Annotated in this window: 13 protein-coding genes and 1 pseudogene; all 14 read right to left on the bottom strand. The window is 39.7% G+C overall.

The genetic code is table 11. The features are described from left to right. Positions 1-98: 98 nt before the first annotated feature. Positions 99-1,379 (bottom strand): transcription termination factor Rho, encoded by a 1,281-nt coding sequence (gene rho / locus BMY57_RS12400; protein ID WP_246247409.1) that lies wholly within the window; start codon positions 1,377-1,379, stop codon positions 99-101. A gap of 266 nt (positions 1,380-1,645) precedes the next feature. Beyond that, positions 1,646-2,623, bottom strand: coding sequence for a nuclease-related domain-containing protein (locus BMY57_RS12395; protein ID WP_091774777.1), 978 nt, complete (start codon positions 2,621-2,623; stop codon positions 1,646-1,648). A 321-nt stretch (positions 2,624-2,944) separates the two neighbouring features. Continuing rightward, complete coding sequence (gene glpX / locus BMY57_RS12390; protein WP_091774774.1) at positions 2,945-3,916, bottom strand: class II fructose-bisphosphatase; 972 nt, start codon at positions 3,914-3,916, stop codon at positions 2,945-2,947. Between the two features lie 30 nt (positions 3,917-3,946). After that, entirely contained in the window at positions 3,947-5,233 is a 1,287-nt protein-coding gene (gene murA / locus BMY57_RS12385; RefSeq protein ID WP_091774772.1) for a UDP-N-acetylglucosamine 1-carboxyvinyltransferase, read from the bottom strand. Positions 5,234-5,299: 66 nt separating this feature from the next. Further along, positions 5,300-5,947, bottom strand: coding sequence for a fructose-6-phosphate aldolase (fsa, locus tag BMY57_RS12380; protein WP_091774771.1), 648 nt, complete (start codon positions 5,945-5,947; stop codon positions 5,300-5,302). Between the two features lie 85 nt (positions 5,948-6,032). Continuing rightward, entirely contained in the window at positions 6,033-6,896 is an 864-nt protein-coding gene (fba, locus tag BMY57_RS12375; protein ID WP_091774769.1) for a class II fructose-1,6-bisphosphate aldolase, read from the bottom strand. Between the two features lie 69 nt (positions 6,897-6,965). Further along, positions 6,966-7,331: a response regulator gene (locus BMY57_RS12370; RefSeq protein WP_177176384.1), complete on the bottom strand. Its 366-nt coding sequence runs from the start codon at positions 7,329-7,331 to the stop codon at positions 6,966-6,968. A 79-nt stretch (positions 7,332-7,410) separates the two neighbouring features. Next, positions 7,411-9,027: a CTP synthase gene (gene pyrG / locus BMY57_RS12365; protein ID WP_091774766.1), complete on the bottom strand. Its 1,617-nt coding sequence runs from the start codon at positions 9,025-9,027 to the stop codon at positions 7,411-7,413. 250 nt (positions 9,028-9,277) lie between these two features. After that, positions 9,278-9,754 carry a DNA-directed RNA polymerase subunit delta gene (gene rpoE / locus BMY57_RS12360; RefSeq protein WP_091774764.1) on the bottom strand — a complete coding sequence of 159 codons (477 nt, stop codon included), beginning with the start codon at positions 9,752-9,754 and terminating at the stop codon, positions 9,278-9,280. A 607-nt stretch (positions 9,755-10,361) separates the two neighbouring features. Continuing rightward, a complete protein-coding gene (gene icmF / locus BMY57_RS12355) occupies positions 10,362-13,586 on the bottom strand; it encodes a fused isobutyryl-CoA mutase/GTPase IcmF (RefSeq protein WP_091774762.1) in 3,225 nt (1,074 codons plus the stop codon). A gap of 4 nt (positions 13,587-13,590) precedes the next feature. Beyond that, complete coding sequence (locus BMY57_RS12350; RefSeq protein WP_091774760.1) at positions 13,591-14,208, bottom strand: TetR/AcrR family transcriptional regulator; 618 nt, start codon at positions 14,206-14,208, stop codon at positions 13,591-13,593. Beyond that, complete coding sequence (gene meaB, locus BMY57_RS12345; protein WP_091774758.1) at positions 14,201-15,145, bottom strand: methylmalonyl Co-A mutase-associated GTPase MeaB; 945 nt, start codon at positions 15,143-15,145, stop codon at positions 14,201-14,203. Before meaB ends, BMY57_RS12350 begins: the two co-directional genes overlap by 8 nt. A 24-nt stretch (positions 15,146-15,169) precedes the next feature. Beyond that, on the bottom strand, positions 15,170-16,309 hold the full coding sequence (locus tag BMY57_RS12340; RefSeq protein ID WP_091774756.1) for an acyl-CoA dehydrogenase: 1,140 nt from the start codon (positions 16,307-16,309) through the stop codon (positions 15,170-15,172). A 12-nt stretch (positions 16,310-16,321) separates the two neighbouring features. Next, positions 16,322-17,236, bottom strand: a pseudogene (locus tag BMY57_RS12335) (acyl-CoA dehydrogenase family protein); the annotation flags it as partial. Positions 17,237-17,523: the final 287 nt, after the last annotated feature.

The following is a 17,523-nucleotide window of genomic DNA, read 5'->3' as shown; positions in this document are numbered from 1 at the left end:
GAGTTAATTTCACCGTCCGTGACGGGATATCACAATCTTTTCATACAGAGAGATTATATCAACTGGCGACACTTTTTGCAAGAAGTTTTTCTAATCGATTACTTGCGTGTCCCCTTCATCTCATCATCCATAATTTTGAAAAATTCATCATTTGTTTTCGATTGACGTAAGCGTCTTAAGAATCGTTCTAAGAAATCCGATTGATCCTGCATCGTTTTACGAATCGCCCACATTTTATCCAGCTGCTCTTTTGGTAGTAATAGCTCTTCTTTTCTTGTACCAGAACGAAGAACATCGATCGCCGGGAAAATACGGCGGTTCGCTAAGTGACGATCTAAATGAAGCTCCATGTTACCTGTTCCTTTGAACTCCTCGTAAATTACGTCATCCATACGAGAACCAGTATCGACAAGGGCAGTTGCTAGAACCGTTAAGCTTCCACCTTCTTCAATGTTACGCGCTGCGCCGAAGAAACGTTTTGGACGATGGAATGACGCCGGGTCAATACCTCCAGAAAGTGTACGTCCGCTCGGTGGAATCACTAAGTTATATGCACGTGCTAGACGTGTAATCGAGTCTAGTAAAATCACAACATCCTGTTTATGCTCAACTAGACGCATTGCACGCTCAAGTACTAGCTCTGAAACTTTAATATGATTTTCCGGTACTTCATCAAAAGTTGAGCTAACCACATCAACATTGTCGTCGACAGAACGCTCGATATCCGTTACCTCTTCTGGACGCTCATCAATGAGTAAAATAATGAGCTTAGTATCAGGATGATTTTCTGTAATACTATTCGCGACTTCTTTTAAGATTGTTGTCTTACCTGCTTTAGGTGGTGCCACGACTAAACCACGCTGACCAAAACCAACAGGCGCCATCATATCAATAATACGTGTTGATAACATATTACTTTTCGTTTCTAATGTCATTTTACGATCGGGATAAAGCGCTGTTAAGCCTGGGAAGTGAATGCGCTCTTTCGCACTCTCAGGGTCATCACCGTTGACCGCATCGACGTGAAGCAACCCGAAGTAACGCTCGTTTTCCTTCGGTGGACGTGCCTTACCGGATACTAAATCCCCGTTTCTTAAGTCAAAACGTCGGATTTGAGATGCCGATATGTAAATATCTTCAGGACTCGGCGCATAGTTAATCGGGCGTAGGAAGCCAAAACCTTCATTCGGAATAATTTCTAAAACACCGTCGACAAACATTTTGCCGTCTTTTTCCGCCTGCGCTTTTAAAATCGCAAAAATTAATTCTTTTTTATTTAATTTTGCATAATAAGAAACACCGTATTCACGTGCAAGAGCATACAGCTCCTTCAACGTTTTCGTTTCTAATTCTGCAATCGTTAAAGTCTCTTCAGCCACAAAAACACCACTCTTTATTATATTTGTTTTATTTATCATATGGATTAAATCATTGGAAATGTCTCAAGAAGTGAGAATAAAGGATCCGTTGAGGTTGGCTTTACTTTTCTATTTTATCCTTTTTAACCTGTTGTAGCAAGTAAGGATTTTATTAAGTGGGTTTTTGAGACAATTTTTCATGTTTATGAGCCCTTTTTTAAAATTTATGAGGCATGAAATTTGTCGAACGGTACAAATTCTTCAATTTATGAGACTTTTGAAACGGTTTATGAGCTATTTAGTAGTTTTAACAGATAGTTATAGTCTTCCTCGTAATTGAAATCCAAAATATAATTTGTGCTTTTTCGTGTACCTGTTTTATCTGCAGATAGACGGTCTAAGATTTTCTTAATATAGTGACGGTCAGATTCCTTTAACCAAGATCGAGCTTTTTCATTAGTAATGTTGGAACCAAAAATTAAGAAATAATCTTTTAACCCTCTAAGTAGCGCTTCTGCATCCTCGGAATGACAGTTCTGGCATTTCCAAATATGGCGGTTACGAACCATCGTTTTACTTAAACAGTTTAGACATAAAATTCCTGGCTTAAAATCATGTTCATTTAATCCATATTTTTTCATAAGGGTAATGTCTAGAGGTTGATTTTCACTGTTGATCAAGTTATAAAGTTTTTCTTTTAACAAAACGTATGAATGATTATAATACTGCTCTACTAGCTCTTCATATTTTTGTGCTAACTTATAGCCATATATAATTCTAGGATCAGTATGTGTTTCACGATCAAGTATGACATTCCGATTTACAAAGCAAACAAGAGTTTCAATGGGGACTTGATAACCTCGGTCACTTAACCATTTCTGTAACAGTGTTTTATGACGCTCGACTTGAATAATCGGATCTTGGTAAAGTGTTTCAACATCGTCCTTTATTTGAATCATACCACCCGATTGGTGATCAAATCTTATTCGACCTTGCAAATTTTTTACTTCTAGAATCAATATAAACTGATTTGTTATTAATAATACATCCATTTCAAAGTGCTGACCGAAAGCATAAAGCCGGGCATTGTAAAAAGGTGTGTAATTCTTATGTATGATAGGGTACAAAAAGAAATGAATCGAACGTTCCCCTTTCATTCCAGCCATATACTTGTTTAAATCCTGTGTCATAATAGGATAACTCATATGTGATGGATCAATATTATGTTTAAAAGCAATCGTCCTCAAAACCTTAATTGGTACCATATTTCCCACCCTTTTTTAAAATAGGTATACTAAATTAAAATTGTGGTGTAAAACTACTGAAAAATAGATTTTCTTATATAGTAAAAACCAATTATCTTACAAAAAAAGACTATTTCTTGCAAAAATCCTGAGTTAATTAAAAAAACTATAATTTATGAGACTTATTTAAAGATTTATGAGACGTTTTTAGAAACTTATGAGACATAAACTATGTCGATAGGGGCAAAATCTTTCTTTTATGAGACTTTTGAGATGATTTATGAGCTATTAATAGACTTTATTTCATAAAAAAACGTTTCCGGCCTAAAGCCGGAAACGTTCTTATTTGTCCGTAAATACAAGGTTTGGTTTTTTCTTAAGGCTATGTTTACCGTCGATGAAGCGAACGGTACCCGATTTTGCTCGCATGACAAGTGTTTCAGTTGTGGCAACGTTACCTTTGAACTGAACACCTTTGAGAAGCTCACCATCAGTAATCCCGGTGGCAGCGAAAATCGCATCGTCGCCTCCGCAAAGGTCGTCCATCGTTAACACTTTGTTCACGTCGGTGATGCCCATCTTACGGCAGCGCTCAACTTGTTCGTCGTTTTTAGGAACGAGGCGACCTTGAAGTTCCCCGCCTAGACATTTTAAGCCAACAGCGGCAAGAACGCCTTCAGGTGCGCCGCCTTCTCCGAATAAAATATCAACGCCGGTATGGTCGAATGCTGTGTTGATGGCACCCGCTACATCGCCTTCTGGTATTAACTTAATACGTGCACCAGCTTCACGGATTTCATCGATAATCTTTTGGTGACGTGGACGGTTTAAAACGACCGCTACAACGTCTTCCACATCTTTACCCTTTGCCTTAGCAACAGCTTTTAAGTTATCTGTCACTGAAGCATTTAAGTCGATTTTACCTACCGCTTCAGGTCCGACTGCAATTTTCTGCATATACATATCTGGTGCATGAAGCATTTTTCCACGATCGGCGATAGCGACTACCGCCAGCGCATTCCATGAACCTTCGGCAACGATATTCGTTCCTTCGACTGGATCTACGGCGATATCCACTTGAGGATGATCCGCGCTTCCTAGTTCTTCGCCTATGTATAACATCGGGGCTTCATCACGTTCCCCTTCTCCAATTACAACGCGGCCGTCCATTGGAATCGTGTCAAAAACCGTACGCATTGCTTCAGTTGCAGCATTATCTGCTTCTTCTTTTTCGCCACGGCCCATCCATCGTGCAGAAGCTAATGCAGCTGCTTCTGTCACACGTACAATTTCCATTGATAAACTTCTTTCCATGTTAAAAAAGCTCCTCCCCTAAATGACACGTTATGAGTTTTGGTAGTTTTTCACTTCATCTTCTTGTAAATCTTCACGCCATACATTAGCACCTAAGTTTTTCAACTTCTCCGTTAGGCTCGCATATCCTCGATCAATATGATTCACGCCAACGATTTCTGTAACGCCATTAGCCATTAGTCCGGCTACTACAAGTGACGCCCCAGCACGTAGATCGCTCGCTTTTACCTTTGCTCCTTCTAATTTCGTCGGTCCGGTAACAACGGCAGAACTTCCTTCAACTTTAATATTCGCATTCATGCGACGTAGTTCATCAACATGCTTAAAGCGTGCCGAATAAATCGTATCTGTAACGATACTAGTTCCTGTCGCCTGTGTTAATAAGGCCGTAAATGGTTGCTGAAGGTCAGTTGGAAAACCTGGGTAAACTAACGTTTTTATATCCACACTTGTTAAAACCTTATCCGTTGTGACAATGAGACGATCATCTTCTTCCACAATTTGAACGCCCATTTCACGAAGCTTTGCGGTTAACGACTCTAAGTGAATTGGAATGACATTATCAATCACCACTTCTTTTCCCATCGATGCGGCAATGATGGTATAGGTTCCAGCTTCGATTCGGTCCGGGATAATCGTATGTCGGCATCCTGATAATTTTTCAACACCTTCAATACGAATGACATCTGTACCGGCCCCTTTAATATTAGCACCCATACTGTTTAGAAGTGTTGCGACATCAATAATCTCAGGTTCTTTCGCAGCGTTTTCAATGACCGTTTTCCCTTTTGCTCGAACAGCTGCAAGCATAATATTGATCGTTGCACCGACACTTACCACATCTAAATAAATCTTCGCACCACGAAGCTCGTCAGCTCTTAAATAGATAGCTCCTTGCTCATTGGTCACTTGAGCACCTAATGCTTCAAAACCTTTAATATGCTGGTCGATTGGGCGAGGGCCTAGGTTACATCCACCTGGCATGCCAATCACAGCTTTCTTGAAACGGCCTAGCATGGCACCCATAAAATAATAAGAGGCTCTTAACTTCTTAACTCGGCCATTTGGTAGTGGCATCGATACCATATTCGATGAATCGATGGTAATGTCTTCACCGTTTTGTTCCACACTACCCCCTATATCTTCTAGCAGGCCTTTTAAAGTTTGTATGTCAGAGATGTCTGGTAGACCTTCTAGTGTCACTTCACCTTCCGCCAAAATAGTTGCCGGGAGTAAGGCAACAGCACTATTTTTGGCTCCACTTACTCGCACTTGTCCTTGTAACGTGTGTCCACCTTCGATGAGTAATTTTTCCATTTAATAATACTCCTCTTAAACTTAATCTACCCTTATTATGTGAAAAAGGCTTAAAAATCATGCTTCTTACTTGTTTGCTTGTTCCCAATCTGCTAAAAATTTCTCAATACCTTGATCTGTTAACGGGTGTTTTACCAATTGTCCAATAACTTTATACGGAATAGTCGCTATGTGTGCACCATGTAATGCCGCTTCTGTTACGTGCATTGGGTGACGAACACTTGCTGCAATAATTTCAGACTCAATTCCATGACGGTCAAAGATTTCAGCAATCTCTGCAATTAAATTCATACCATTTTGACCGATGTCATCTAAACGGCCTAAGAATGGCGATACATATGTGGCCCCAGCACGTGCTGCTAAGAGTGCCTGATTCGCTGAGAAAATAAGAGTCACATTCGTTTTAACGCCTTTATCGGTTAAAACTTTGCATGCTTTTAGACCTTCTAATGTCATTGGCAGCTTAATTGTGATGTTAGGTGCAATCGCTGCTAGCTCTTCAGCTTCTTTCAGCATTCCTTCCGCATCTTCTGAAATAACTTCAGCACTAACGGATCCTTCTTTAACAACGTCTGTAATCTCTTTTAAACGATCGTGGAAAGATACATTTTCTTTAGCAACTAATGATGGATTCGTTGTGACTCCAGCTAAAATACCTAAACTGTGAGCTTCTTTAATCTCATCAATGTTCGCTGTATCAATAAAAAATTTCATGTACATAGCCTCCTGTATGTAGAATCTTAAAAAATACGAAAAGGCCAACCCAAACTACGTAGGATCAGCCACTTTCATATGAATATTAAGCTTTTTGAGACGAACCAAATTCACGCATTTTACCGATAACAGTCTCTTTAATTTTATCGCGACTAGGTCCTAAGTATTTACGTGGATCATAAAGTTCAGGTTTTTCGTCTAATACTTCACGTACTACTTTTGCCTGAGCGATTTGGTTCTCTGTGTTAACGTTAATTTTTGCCGTGCCCAATGAAATAGCACGTTGAATATCTTTTGTAGGGATACCAGTTCCGCCATGAAGAACTAATGGTACGTCAGTTAACTTCTGAACTTCTTCCATACGATCAAATCCTAAGTTAGGTTCACCTTTGTATGGACCATGCACAGAACCTAAAGCAGGAGCAAAGCAATCGACACCTGTTTCACGTACAAGACGGTCACATTCAGATGGAATTGCGTAAGCAGCTTCTGCATCTTCTACAATGATGTCATCTTCTTGTCCACCGATCCGTCCTAGTTCAGCTTCAACAGACACACCATGAATATGCGCAAGCTCAACTACTTTTTGCGTTAACGCAATGTTATCATCTAATGGCATGTGAGAACCATCAATCATAACAGATGTAAATCCTGCATGAATGGCTTCTGCACATTTTTCAAAACTTGAACCGTGGTCTAAATGAATCGCCACTGGTACAGTTGTATGATAAGAATTCATGAGCTCCTTCACTAAGGCAACGACGACATTAAAGCCCCCGCAATACTTCGCTGCTCCTTCTGAAACACCGATAATTACTGGAGATTGTTCTTCTTCAGCGGCTTGTAAAATCGCCTGAAAATACTCTAGATTGTTAATATTAAATTGCCCAACAGCATAACCTTCTTTAGTCGCCTTGTTGAGCATTTCTGTCATAGATACTAATGGCACAACTGGTTCCTCCTTGTGATGTAAATCATACCTAATTAATAGGATACCAACTGCACCATGAAATCGCAACTATATCCTAACGCTAAGTTTTTCTAAAATTTGATTGATGTCTGTGATTGAAAATGGCTTTTCAATGACGTCATACACTTCAACTTCTCCAAGCTTCTGTCTAACTTCTTGGGCAGCCATTCCACTCATCAGCACAACGGGAACGTCAATAGACGCTTCATTCAGTTGGTTGATTACTTCATCCCCGCGTAACGGGTCTATTAAATAATCTAAGAAGATAATTCTTGGTGGTTTAGTTAATGCTGCTTTTAAGGCTTGATCTGAACGATCAAAATTCATCACATTGTAATTAGCACGTCTGATGACTTCTGATAATAACAGACGAATTCCAGGTTCATCATCTACCACAAAAACCTCACCTATCATCATTACCCCCTCAATGGTTTCGACGTATTAATTTGTCGTCTAATTTAACTTTACCAAAAAGAGGGAGTTAATCAATCAGTTATTTTGTCGAAGTTTGTCGTTTAGCTATCAAACTATGCTCAACAAAGTCTCTGAATAACGGTTGTGGACGGGTTGGGCGCGACTTGAATTCTGGGTGAAATTGTGACGCCACAAACCAAGGATGATCTTTTAGTTCAATAATTTCAATCAAACGATCATCAGGGCTTTTACCAGAGAACACAAATCCTGTTGATTCCATCTGCTGACGATATTCATTGTTGAATTCATAACGATGTCGGTGACGTTCATAGACAACTTCATCATCGTAGGCTTCATGCGCTTTTGTTCCATTTTGAAGACGACAAGCATATACACCTAAACGAAGCGTTCCACCTAAATCCTCTATATCCTTTTGCTTTGGTAAAAGGTCGATAATTGGATGTGATGTATTTGGATCAATTTCAGCTGAATGTGCACCTTTCAATCCTAAAACATTACGAGCATATTCTACTGTCGCCAACTGCATACCTAAGCAAATTCCTAAGAATGGAATGTTATTTTCACGCGCATATTTAATCGCTGAAATTTTCCCTTCAATTGCACGGTCACCAAATCCACCAGGGACTAAAATGCCATCTACGTCTGATAGATAATCCGCAGCGTTTTCATCATTCACATCTTCTGAACTAATCCATTTCACTTCAACATCTGCATCATGCGCAAAGCCAGCATGTTTTAATGCTTCAACAACTGAAATGTAAGCATCCTGAAGTGATACGTATTTACCAACTAAGCCAATTTTGACGGTTTCAGATAAGTTTTTAACCTTTTGAATGAGGTCTTCCCACTCATCCATATTAGCTTCTGGGTAATTCAAGCCGAAATGATCGACCGCCAGCTGATCTAACCCTTGTCGTTTCAACTCCAATGCAACCTCATATAAAACATCACAGTCTAATGCTTCGATGACTGCCTTTTCGTTAATATCACAGAAAAGAGCAATCTTTTCTTTCATCTCTTTACTAATCTCCATGTCCGTTCTTAAAACAATTACATCCGGTTGAATTCCGAGTGAACGTAACTCTTTTACAGAGTGCTGTGTTGGTTTTGTTTTTAACTCACCAGCAGCTCCAATGTAAGGAACTAATGTACAGTGAATATACATGACATTTTCACGACCAACGTCGCTCTTAAGCTGACGAATAGCTTCTAAGAACGGTAAACTTTCGATGTCACCAACTGTTCCGCCAATCTCCGTAATGACGACATCTGCATTTGTTTCTTTACCTGCTTGAAAAACCTTATCTTTAATTTCGTTTGTAATATGAGGAATTACTTGGACGGTTCCACCTAAGTAATCGCCTCGACGCTCTTTACGAATTACAGACGAATACACTTTTCCTGTTGTAATATTGCTGTATTTATTTAAGTTAATATCGATAAATCGTTCATAGTGTCCTAGGTCTAAATCCGTCTCAGCTCCATCTTCTGTTACGAAAACTTCACCATGCTGATAAGGACTCATCGTACCTGGATCTACGTTTAAATAAGGATCAAACTTTTGGATCGTCACGTTTAAACCACGATTTTTTAATAAGCGACCAAGTGATGCTGCTGTGATTCCTTTTCCTAAAGATGAAACCACTCCACCTGTTACGAAAATATACTTTGTCATTTTACATCCTGCCTTTCTATCTAAGTCGTTCGGGGAGTTTTATTATAAGTTTTCCTCATAAGTCTTTTTTAACACGAATATTGTTGTTGGGTAATCATAAAAAAAGTGGAAGCATTGATTTCAAAAAGCTCTCCACCTTTTATAACCAACAAAATAAAAAAAGCTCCCGAACTAAATCGGGAGCTTGTCTATATTTTTGAGAGCCCACATAAAATCTTAAGGTTTTCTATTTGATAAGTCAAGCTAAACTTTATAAATCTTCTTCATCGTCATCTGTGACTAAATCATCGTCGTCTATGTCCTCTTCTTCATCGCCAAAGAGTCTTTCTTTGTCATCATCTAAATCAAATTCATCTTCACCAAGTTCTGGTTCCACTTCATCTTCAAGAATCTCGACTTCATCGTCTTTCTTTTTCTTCTTCTTTTTCTTAGGGATTTCTTCGTTAAATGAAATCGTATCATCTTCTTGTTGATCAAACGGGTACCATTTCTTTAGTCCCCAAATATTTGAACCAACAGACATGAAACGACCGTCAATATTTAAATCAGTATAAAATTGAACGATATATTCTTCTTTTTCTTCTTGGGTGAATTCTTTTGCTTCGGCAATCAATTCAAATATTTCATTGAAGTTCATGGCTTTCTTTTCTTCAGCTAATATATCATAAGCCACTTCTACCATTGAAACCTCTTTTATTTCCTCTTTGGTATACTTTTCCAACGTCACTTCCAGCACTCCTTTACCCAATGTCGATGGCGGAAACCATAATTATGCTATTTTTCTAGTTTACAGAATACCACAACCGTAAGTCAATTCAAGTACAAAATTAATTTTTGACAATAAAATCATGTTTTATTCAATAGATGTTTTTGGATTGATCCAAAACCACCCTATCAACCTTTCAATTTTGACTATTTCGACCTCTAAAAATGGAGATTTTCCAATCAATCTTTTCTAAAAACCCTTCAATGTGTTCTGAAAAAACCTCCAAAATAGCATTAGAACCTCTCAAAACGATATAAAAAACTACCAATAATAGGATGAAACAAAAGTTATTAATAAAAACAAAATCCGAACCTTGATTACGAACTCTAATATAGAATTCGAATCAGTTCGGATTTTTGTAAAAAAGATAGTTAATACACTCATCGCTGCGTCAAAACACTTCGCTTTCCGCGGGCACGGCTTCAGCTTCCTCGGAAAGTGGCAAACCACTTTCCTGTGGGATCTTCAGCTCGTGCTGTTCCCGCAGGAGTCTTCGTATTTTGACTACGCTTAATAAGACTTTAAACATCATTATTTGAGTTTATTAATTCACTTTAGCCCAGTTACTTTACATATTCCGACGGTATTGGCCGCCAACCTCGTATAGAGCATTGGTGATTTGGCCAAGGCTTGCAACTTTTACTGTTTCCATTAGTTCCTCAAAAATATTACCGTTTGAAGCCGCGACTTCTTTTAGGCGTTTAAGAGCAACTTTTGCTTCTTCTTTATGACGTTCTTGGAATTCTTGTAAGTTTTTAATCTGTTGTTGCTTTTCTTCTTGTGAAGCACGTGCCACTTCCATCGAATTGATTTCATCTTCTGACGGTGGGTTTGGATTGATATACGTATTCACCCCAACGATTGGAAGCTCACCGGAATGTTTTTTCCCTTCATAATAAAGAGATTCTTCTTGGATCTTACCACGCTGGTATTGACGTTCCATTGCTCCTAATACGCCACCACGATCGTTTATGCGTTCGAACTCTTGTAATACAGCTTCTTCCACAAGGTCTGTTAATTCTTCTAAAATAAATGAACCTTGTAGAGAGTTTTCGTTTTTCGTTAAACCGAACTCTTTATTAATAATCATCTGAATGGCCATTGCACGACGAACCGATTCTTCAGTTGGTGTGGTGATCGCTTCGTCATAAGCGTTCGTGTGAAGTGAGTTCGTATTATCTTGAATCGCAATTAATGCTTGAAGTGTTGTACGGATATCGTTAAAGTCGACTTCTTGTGCGTGAAGCGAACGGCCTGAAGTTTGAATATGATACTTCAACTTCTGACTACGTTCGTTTGCTCCGTACTTATCCCGCATGGCAACGGACCAAATACGTCGTGCCACACGACCAATGACCGTATATTCTGGATCTAAACCGTTTGAGAAGAAGAATGATAAGTTAGGTGCAAATTTGTTAATATCCATACCACGACTTAAATAATACTCAACATAAGTGAATCCATTTGCTAGCGTGAAGGCTAGCTGACTAATGGGGTTCGCTCCTGCTTCAGCGATGTGATAACCCGAGATTGATACGGAGTAATAATTACGAACTTCATTTTCAATAAAGTAAGCTTGAATATCTCCCATCATACGAAGCGCAAATTCTGTTGAGAAAATACACGTATTTTGACCTTGATCTTCTTTTAAAATGTCCGCTTGAACCGTTCCACGAACGACAGAAATCGTCTCGATTTTAATTTGTTCATACTCTTCTTTATTCGGTTCACGACCGTTTTCTTCTTTAAATTTATGAACTTGCTGATCTATGGCCGTATTGAAGTACATAGCTAAAATAATCGGTGCGGGACCATTGATTGTCATCGATACCGACGTCATTGGATCAACTAAATCGAACCCGTCATAAAGCTTCTTCATATCATCTAACGTACAAATGCTAACCCCTGATTCTCCGACTTTACCATAAATATCTGGACGTTCGTCTGGGTCTTCTCCATACAACGTGACAGAGTCGAATGCCGTACTTAAGCGCTTCGCTGATTCATTTTTTGATAAGTAGTGGAAACGACGATTCGTACGTTCTGGTGTTCCTTCTCCAGCAAACTGGCGTGTTGGATCTTCGCCTTTACGTTTGAATGGGAACACCCCTGCTGTAAATGGAAATGCGCCTGGTACATTCTCCATCAACATCCAGTATAATTGGTCGCCCCAATCACGATATTTTGGTAAAGCAACCTTTGGAACTTTAAGGCCTGATAAGCTTTCTGTTGTCAACTCAACAGTAAATTCTTTATCACGTACTTTATAAGACAATTCATCTTTCGTGTATGTCTCTTTAAGTTCATCAAACTTCTCAAGTTTTTCTTTATTAGCTGAGTCTAACTGTTTTTCATACTTCTCGATCAGCTGCTTAAGTTCTTCTATTTCACCAATTTCTTCTTCTGTTCCTTTTAATTGATAAAGCTTGCGAGCCACCTCGCTTTGTTTTTTCGCATTTTCTTTATAACCTTGAACCGTCTGTACAATATCACGTAAATATTGGCGACGCTCTGGTGGAATAATTAAATTCTGTTTTTCAACAAGCTTTATTTTCGTTTCAAACGGAACTTCAGCTTCCCAACCGTATCGTTCATTCACTGTCTCAATAATCGATGCAAAAAGAGTGTTCGTGCCAGGGTCATTAAACTGCGAGGCAATCGTTCCGAAGACTGGGAATGTCTCTGGGTCCTCATGGAACAGCATACGACTTCGGCTATATTGTTTACGAACTTGATTAAAGGCATCTTCTGACCCTTTTTGTTCAAACTTATTGATGACAATAAAATCGGCATAGTCAATCATATCGATTTTTTCTAGCTGAGTCGGCGCACCGAATTCCGCTGTCATCACATACATCGAAAGATCTGTGATTTCGGTTATTTCAGCATCTCCTTGACCAATCCCGCTCGTTTCAACCACGATAAAGTCAAAATCAGCTGCTTTCACAACGCGAATGGCATCTAAAATAGCCTGAGACAACTCTGTTTTCGACTGGCGTGTCGCAAGGGAACGCATATAAACACGTTCGTTAAAAATCGCATTCATTCGAATACGGTCACCTAGTAAAGCACCACCTGTTTTCTTTTTCGTCGGGTCGACAGATAAAATAGCCATTTTCTTATCTGGCACTTCATTAATAAAACGGCGAACTAATTCATCCGTTAATGAACTTTTACCTGCACCACCAGTACCAGTAATACCGAGTACGGGAACGTCATCACGCGTGATTTTTAATAAATCTTGTAATTTCTCACTTGAAACCTCTTCATTCTCAACATGAGAAATTAGTCGAGCGATAGCTTGATAATCGCCTTTCTGTGCCTTAGCGGCATCAGTCTCTAGATCTAGCGGCGTTGGGTGATCACATTCTTCTAGCATCGTATTAATCATCCCTTGTAGGCCGATTTGACGTCCATCCTCTGGTGAGAAAATGCGCGCCACACCGTGTTCGTGAAGCTCTTTAATCTCACGAGGTAAAATAACCCCGCCGCCTCCACCGTATACGCGGATGTGTCCAGCACCTTTCTCATTTAATAAATCAACCATATATTTAAAGTATTCGACGTGCCCACCTTGATAAGATGAAATCGCAATGCCTTGAACGTCTTCTTGAATAGCGGCGTTTACGACTTCCTCAACCGAGCGGTTATGACCAAGGTGAATGACTTCTGCTCCACTTGCTTGTAAAATTCGACGCATAATATTAATGGATGCGTCATGGCCATCAAACAAGCTCGAAGCTGTCACAAACCGAACAGGATGCTTCACTTTGTAGACCTCCTGTTGTTGCATAAGATCATCCTCCTCTCGTCAGCTCAAGCTGACTTTTTAATAATTCAAATTGTAAATTCGTATATTGTGCTAACGTAAATTCTTTTTGTAAAATCCAACGTCGAAAACCCCACATTTGACCTTGAATGAAAATGTTATTGGCTATGATCGTTAACTGATGATCCGATAAATCAGGATAACTATTTTGAATGACTCGCTCGAGCAATTGAAGCATTTCCTTTTCTTTATCTAGGACGTATTCTTGTGCATCCTTCGGCAACGCTTTCAACTCTTGATATAATACGAGTACTTCATCTTGCATATCATCCATCAGTTCGAAATATGATTTTACGGCTTGATGCAACGTATGTTCTGACGTTTCTTGTGTTTCAAAAAAAGCTTCCATTCTCGCCTTCACTTCATCATATATCGCATCACAGACGAGGAATAATACATCTTCTTTTTTTCTGATATACTCATACAGCGTTCCAATTGAAAAACCGGCAGCTTTAGCGATTTCTCTTGTCGTTGCACGGTGAAAACCTTTTTGCTTAAAAAGGGAGACTGCGCCTTTCTGCAGTTCTTCACGTCGCTGTTGAATTAATTTTTCATCCTTAATCGATGAATCAATGGGTTTAACCATTCGCTTCACCTACTTTACGCCATTCCGATAGCCATTTTCTAGCTAGTTGGTAAGGATCATCAGCCTGCATAAGTTCTTGTCGTTTATCAGGGTCGTTCTCTACAAACTGATAGACCTCTTTCCAAAGTGCTTCTTGCATAAGTTCATATACTTCATATCGAAGCTGTTCACTACGTTTATGTTGACCAGCTTCAGTTTCCTCCAAATATTGACGGTGCTTATGAAACGATTGATTTAATTCATCAAAGCCAAAATTCTCCGTCACACTCGTCTCAACGATGAGCGGTTCAAATCCGCGATGACCTGCGATATGAATCAGGTCGCGTAACGTGTTTTTTAGTTTTTTCACACCTGGAAGATCTGCTTTGTTCAATATAAACAAATCAGCAATTTCCATAATTCCGGCTTTAAAAATTTGTAAAATATCTCCACTGTTTGGTGTGAGCATAACAGCCGTTGTGTCAGCGACTTTCATGATATCAAGCTCAGACTGACCGACTCCTACCGTTTCAACTAAAATATAATCAAAACCGTAAGCATCACAAGCCCGAATCGCATCTTTCGTCGCACGAGCAAGCCCGCCTAAACTTCCACGAGTCGCCATGCTACGAATAAAAACTTCTTCATCCGTAAAATGTTTATGCATTCTTACTCGATCACCGAGTAGTGCCCCACCACTGAAAGGACTTGTTGGATCAACCGCAATCACCGCAATGGTATAGCCTTTTTCGCGTAATAACGTTATTAGCTTATCAACAAGAGAGCTTTTACCAGCCCCAGGTGAGCCTGTAATTCCAATATAATGAGCATTCTTTTTTCTCGCATTAAGCTCACTCATCAGACTCAATTTATCTGGGTGATCGTTTTCGATCATCGTAATCGCTCTGGCTAAGGCTCGTTGATCTTGATTTGCAATCCGTTCTGCTAGTTGACCCATGATACGTCATCCTTTCGTGCGTTATTACTTCGTTACCATTCGACCGATTACTAATCGTTGAATTTCTTGAGTTCCTTCGTAAATTTGAGTGATTTTTGCATCACGCATGAAACGCTCAACTGGGTAATCTTTCGTATAACCGTATCCACCATAAACTTGAACCGCTTCAACCGTCACTTTCATCGCTGTATCACCTGCATATAACTTCGCCATTGCAGATTCTTTCTGATATGGCAGGCCTTTAGATTCATTGTATGCTGCTTGATAAGTGAGAAGTCGAGACGCTTCGACTTGTGTAGCCATATCCGCTAGCTTAAATGAAATTCCTTGGTTGTTAGCGATTGGTTTACCAAACTGTTCACGCTCTTTTGCATAATCGGTTGCAGCATCTAAAGCACCTTGAGCGATTCCCACTGCTTGTGCAGCAATTCCGTTACGTCCACCATCAAGTGTCGTCATCGCAATTTTAAACCCTTGACCTTCTTCACCGAGTAAGTTTTCTTTTGGAATTCGGCAGTTTTCAAAAATGAGTTCAGTTGTAGGTGATGAACGAATCCCTAATTTTTGCTCTTTTTTACCGAATGAAAAGCCATCTGTCCCTTTTTCAACGATAAATGCTGAAATGCCTTTATGTTTAGCATCAACATCGGTCTTAGCAAAAACGACATAAATATCAGCGACTCCACCGTTTGTAATCCAGACTTTGTTACCGTTTAGAACATAATGATCTCCGTCTTTTTTGGCTGTCGTACGCATCGATGCAACGTCACTTCCAGCACCAGGTTCGGATAACGCGTAGGCTCCTAATGCTTCACCTGTTGCTAAACGTTGTAAAAAGTTCTTCTTTTGATCCTCATTACCGTAAGTATAAATCGGCCAGCTTGCTAGTGAGATGTGAGCCGATAACGTAACTCCGGTTGAAGCACATACGCGAGATAACTCTTCGACTGCAATCGCATAACTTAAAAAGTCAGAGCCAATCCCACCGTATTCTTCAGGCCAAGGAATCCCTGTTAAGCCAAGATCCGCCATCTTATCAAAAATTTCACGATCAAAACGTTCTTCTTCATCACGTTCCGCAGCTGTGGGTGCTACTTCATTTTCTGCAAAGTCACGAACCATCTTACGTAACATTTGCTGTTCTTCTGTTAGTTGAAAATTCATATTCAAATCCTCCTATTTCAATAGTTGTCGGCTAATCACTAGATTCTGTATTTCCGTTGTACCTTCATAAATTTGGGTAATTTTCGCATCACGCATAAAGCGTTCGACCGGATAGTCTTTCGTATAACCATAGCCACCGTAGACTTGAACAGCTTCAATGGATACATCAACTGCCGTTCGCGAAGCAAATTTCTTCGCCATCGAGGCTTCCTTCACACAATCGACACCCTCTTCATGCATTGATGCCGCGTTATAGATTAATAGTTTTGAAGCTTCAACAGCTGTTGCCATATCAGCTAACTTGAAAGAGATTCCCTGATTATGAGCAATAGGCTTCCCAAATTGTTCACGTTCTTTAGCATAATCAGTTGCAGCATCTAAAGCGGCCTCAGCGACCCCTAAGGCTTGAGCTCCGATACCGATTCGTCCAATATTTAAATTAGACAGCGCGATTTTATACCCTTCGCCTTCTTCTCCTAAAAGCTGACTTGCTGGTATACGGCAGTTGTCAAACGTTAATGCCACTGTCGCAGATCCGTGAAGTCCCATTTTTTCTTCGAATTTCCCTATTTCAAAACCAGGTGTATCTTTTTCAACTATGAATGCTGAGATCCCTTTGCTTCCTGCTTCAGAGTTAGTTCTCGCAAACACAATATACGTATCAGCATAGCCACCATTCGTTATAAAAATTTTTGAACCATTTAAAACGTATTCGTCCCCGTCTTTAACAGCGCGTGTTTTTAGCGAGGCGGCATCACTTCCAGCACCCGGTTCAGTCAAAGCAAATGCTCCTAAATACTCTCCAGAAGCTAGCTTGGGAATATAGTGCTTCTTTTGTTCTTCGTTCCCAAACTTTAAGATTGGAAACGTACCGACTGATGTATGAACAGACAATATCACGCCTAATGTCGCACTAGCCTTAGATAATCGAGTAGGAGGAGGTGATTAACCTCCGACCTCTCACACCACCGTACGTACGGTTCCGTATACGGCGGTTCAATAGTTTGAGTGTGCTTTCTCGAGAAGTTGGTTCAAGTCTTTTAGACCAGCTTTCTCGAGAATTTTATTGTTAATAGCTCTGTGAAGTATATGGCTACATGCTATGCACCAATATCCCTTCCTTGTATTAGCCCATTCCCAAGCTTTTTGTTTTGGTATTTTAAGCTGAACAAGACTTTTATATCTTGTTTTAACCTTTTTCCATCGCTTCCAAA

This window comes from Piscibacillus halophilus, from assembly GCF_900110685.1.
GTDB classification, from domain to species: domain Bacteria; phylum Bacillota; class Bacilli; order Bacillales; family Alkalibacillaceae; genus Piscibacillus; species Piscibacillus halophilus.
The sequence above is the reverse complement of the archived record's forward strand: the minus strand, read 5'-3'. Positions and strand labels throughout refer to the sequence as shown.

Excerpts from the sequence above, each read along its gene's own strand:
- icmF (WP_091774762.1), bottom strand. The coding sequence starts at position 13,586 with ATGCAACAACAGGAGGTCTACAAAGTGAAGCATCCTGTTCGGTTTGTG.
- murA (WP_091774772.1), bottom strand. The coding sequence starts at position 5,233 with ATGGAAAAATTACTCATCGAAGGTGGACACACGTTACAAGGACAAGTG.
- BMY57_RS12350 (WP_091774760.1), bottom strand. The coding sequence starts at position 14,208 with ATGGTTAAACCCATTGATTCATCGATTAAGGATGAAAAATTAATTCAA.
- meaB (WP_091774758.1), bottom strand. The coding sequence starts at position 15,145 with ATGGGTCAACTAGCAGAACGGATTGCAAATCAAGATCAACGAGCCTTA.
- BMY57_RS12370 (WP_177176384.1), bottom strand. The coding sequence starts at position 7,331 with ATGATAGGTGAGGTTTTTGTGGTAGATGATGAACCTGGAATTCGTCTG.
- BMY57_RS12340 (WP_091774756.1), bottom strand. The coding sequence starts at position 16,309 with ATGAATTTTCAACTAACAGAAGAACAGCAAATGTTACGTAAGATGGTT.
- BMY57_RS12395 (WP_091774777.1), bottom strand. The coding sequence starts at position 2,623 with ATGGTACCAATTAAGGTTTTGAGGACGATTGCTTTTAAACATAATATT.
- pyrG (WP_091774766.1), bottom strand. The coding sequence starts at position 9,027 with ATGACAAAGTATATTTTCGTAACAGGTGGAGTGGTTTCATCTTTAGGA.
- fsa (WP_091774771.1), bottom strand. The coding sequence starts at position 5,947 with ATGAAATTTTTTATTGATACAGCGAACATTGATGAGATTAAAGAAGCT.
- glpX (WP_091774774.1), bottom strand. The coding sequence starts at position 3,916 with ATGGAAAGAAGTTTATCAATGGAAATTGTACGTGTGACAGAAGCAGCT.